Genomic DNA, 3,539 nt, shown 5'->3' with positions numbered 1-3,539 from the left:
GGTGGCCGGGGGCGCTGCGGCGAGCACCAGCACCGGGCCCGCTCACGGACCCGGGCCGGGCGCGGGCGCGGAAGTGGGCCCGGACGGGCGGCCGGCGGGTGTCGGAGGGCGGGCCTCGAAGGCGGGTGCGCCGGGCGTCGGGGAGGGCGACGCGGGTGTGGTGACCTCCTTCGTGGCGTACTCCTACGACCTGCTCGACTCCCGCTCCGGGTACCCGGCCGGCATCCGGGACCCGTTGTGGCAGCAGGCCGTCCTCGACGCGGGCGGAGACCCCGTGCGGGTGCGCGAGGCGGCGTCGGTCGCCGTCACCGGCGTGTGCCGTGAGCTGCGCCGCGCCGGGCACACCGCCGGAACGGGGGAGGCGGCGGAGACCCTGCGCCTCGCCTGCGACCTGGCGGTGTTGCGCGGGCTGCCCGCGCCCGGCCGGGGCGAGCTGTTGGAGGCCGTGTCCACGGTGCTCGGGCAGGGGGAACCCCTGGGCCGGGGGCGGGCGCTGGCCCGCGCCCTGGAGGCCGTACTGGTCGGCGCGGGTCGTGGCAGGACCACCCCGCACGCCCCCCGCTCGGGACTCGGGCCGTCCGTGGAGGCGGAGTTGGTCGAGCTGCGGCTGCCGTCGCCCGAGGACCCGGCGCCCCGCGAGGTGCGCCTGGATCCGTTGCGTTCCCCGCTCGACGGGCGCCGCGAGGTGTTGCTCCGGCGCCTGCTGGTCTGCGGGGCCTCCTACGGAGAGCCCGTCGCCGTCGCCGCGACCGGTGACGGCACCGCGCTGGGCAGCAAGTGGCGGCTGTCGTGGACGCCCTCCGTCCCGGCCCGCCTGGACCTGGCGGGGGTCCGCGGCGTGACCGCTGCCCAGGCCGCCGCCGGGACGCTGCGGGACACCGCGCGCCGCGAGGCCGACGCGGGCGGCCCGACGGCGGCCCAGGTGCTGGCCGGGCTGGACTCCGCCGCGCGCTGCGACCTGCCCGCGCTGGTCGACGTACGGCTGGCGGAGGCGGCGGAGGTCCTGCCGGACACCGCCGGGCTGCCGGAACTCCTCCAGGCCGTGGACCTGTTGGAGGCGCTGCGCCGGGGGCACCTCCCGGGCACCACCGCCGGGGGGCGGGACACCGCGGGCGGGCTCGTCGGGGATCTGCTGGAGACCGCCGTACGGGCCCTGCCGGGCCTCGCCGGCAGCGACGACCCGTCCGACGCCGGCGCGCTGGTGGCCCTCGCCGACCGGGCGGCGGCCCGCCGGCTGGGTCTGCGCATGGACGCCGCGCTCGGTGAACTGGCCGCCACCGCGTCGCCGTTGATGCGGGGCGCGGCGCTGGCCGTGCGCGTCCTGTTGGACCTGGATCCGGTGGCGGAGCTCGGCCGGCGCACCGCCGCCTGGGTCGACGGCGCGACCGCGCCCGAGGGACGGCGGGCCCTGGCCCGACGGCTCGCCGGGGTGCTCAGTGCCGCCGGCCCGCTGCTGGACTCCTCCCCGGCCGCCCTCGACCCGCTCCTGGACCGGGTGGACAGCCTCGACGACGAGGCGTTCCTGGAGCGGCTGCCCGCGCTGCGCGGTGGTTTCGACGCGCTGGCCCCGGCCGCCCGCGAGCGGCTGCTGGAGACGGTGACGGAGCGGCTCGGCGACCGCGTGGACCTCTCCCTCGACGCGCCGCCCGCGCTGCTCGCCCTGTGGGCGGCGGCCGACGCCGCCGGCGTCGCCGCGCTGAAGGAGCTCGCGCTCCCGGCGCGTTCGCCCCAGTCGCCGCCGCGGGTTCCGGGAGCGCCGGACGCACCCCGTGCCGCGCCGGACGCGGAGCGGCGACTGGCCCCCGCCGACCGGTGGCGGCTGTTGCTCGGCCGGCAGCGCGACAAGCTCCCGGCCGATGCGCGGCGCTACGCCCGCGCCCTCGACGAGCTGTACGGGGCGGGGCGCGGCGAGGGCTCCACGGACCTCGACCGGGGCGGTTCGGGCGGCGGGGACGGCCCCTCCTTCCCCACCGCCCGCGAATGGTCGCACGAGCTGGAGTCGCTCTTCGGCGCCGACCTGCGCGAGGAGGTGCTCGCGGACGCGGCCGGAGCGGGCCGCACCGATGTGCTGGCGCAGCTCGACCCGGCGTCCGTACGTCCCTCCGTGGAGCTGCTGAGTTCGGTGTTGTCGTTGGCCGGCGGCATGCCGGAGCGGCAACTGGCCCGGTTGCGGCCCCTGGTGCGGCGGCTGGTCGACGAGCTGGCCAAGGAGCTGGCGACGCGGCTGCGGCCGACGCTCTCCGGGCTGTCGACGCCGCGTCCGACCCGCCGTCCGGGCGGCGCGCTCGACCTGGCCCGCACCCTGCGGGCGAACCTCGCGCACACCCGCCGGCTGGACGACGGCCGGGTGGTCGTGGTCCCGGAGCGTCCGGTGTTCCGCACCAGGGCGTCCCGGGAGAGCGACTGGCGGCTGATCCTGGTGGTCGACGTCTCCGGCTCGATGGAGGCCTCCGTCATCTGGTCGGCGCTGACGGCGGCGGTCCTCGGCGGGGTGCCGACGCTGTCCACGCACTTCCTCGCGTTCTCCACTTCGGTGGTGGACCTCACCGACCGCGTCGAGGATCCGCTCTCGCTGCTGCTGGAGGTCCGCGTGGGCGGTGGGACGCACATCGCGGCGGCCCTCGCGCACGCCCGTTCGCTGATCACCGTGCCGAGCCGCACCCTGGTCGTCGTGGTCAGCGACTTCGAGGAGGGCGCGCCGCTCGGCGGGCTGCTCGCCGAGGTGAGCGCCCTGGCCGCTTCCGGCGCCCACCTGATGGGCTGCGCCGCGCTCGACGACGCGGGCGCGCCCCGGTACTCGGTGCCGGTGGCCCGGCAACTCGTCGCGGCCGGCATGCCGGTGGCCGCGCTCAGTCCTCTCGCCCTCGCCCGCTGGGTGGGCGACCGACTCCGTGGAGAGACCCGTTGACCAGCACGACCAGTGGTTCGGAGTCGGGTACGGACCCGGCGAGCGGCGGCGTGCCGTTGCCGCCCGTGGCCCCCGAGGTCCTCGCGCAGGCCGTGGAGGACCTGAGCGCCCGGCTGCGCAAGAAGCTCGACGCCGCCGTGGCGGGGTGCGCGGCCGCGGCCCGGCCGGGGCCCGAGGGCTCGGTCACCGTACGGTTCGGTGAGGACGCGGTGGTGACGCTGCGTCCGGGCGCCTCGGGCGTGGTCACGGAGGCCGGGCAGGCCGTCTGCGGTTGTCTCCTGGCGCCGCGCTGCCTGCACCGGGCCGCGGTCCTGGGCGCGGCGCCCCTCGCCGACCCGTCGGAGTTGCCGGACGCGGCCGCGCCGGAGGCGGCGGCCGGGGCCGGGACGTCACCGGCGGACGGAACCGGTGCCGATACCGGCACGGAAGCGGTGCAGCCGCTCGGAGCGCGGGGATCGACGGGCGGCGCCGACACCGACGCACCCTCCGCGTCCGGGGGCGACGGCCGGGGCGGGGCGGCTCCCGTCGGGGACGGCGGCGCCCAGCAGATCGGAAGAGCGTCGTGGATGGTAAGTGTGTTGCAGCAAGTGTAGATCTGGGTGGTGGGCGTATCATTAAAAAAGGGGGGGGG

General features: G+C 78.0%; 2 protein-coding genes. Both read left to right on the top strand.

Annotated features, from left to right (window positions below; all coding sequences use genetic code 11):
- On the top strand, window positions 1-2,908 hold a 2,908-nt coding region (locus NOD94_RS40600), incomplete at its 5' end, for a DUF5682 family protein (protein ID WP_281211263.1).
- The gene (locus NOD94_RS41535; protein ID WP_348652381.1) at window positions 2,905-3,501 is read left to right on the top strand and encodes a hypothetical protein; all 597 of its coding nucleotides are present in this window, start codon (window positions 2,905-2,907) and stop codon (window positions 3,499-3,501) included. The genes NOD94_RS40600 and NOD94_RS41535, both read left to right, overlap by 4 nt.
- The last annotated feature ends 38 nt before the right edge of the window (window positions 3,502-3,539 follow it).

Origin of the sequence: Streptomyces sp. Isolate_45, assembly GCF_024721315.2 — a bacterium.
Taxonomy (GTDB): Bacteria; Actinomycetota; Actinomycetes; order Streptomycetales; family Streptomycetaceae; genus Streptomyces.
This window is presented reverse-complemented; position numbering and strand designations above follow the sequence as displayed.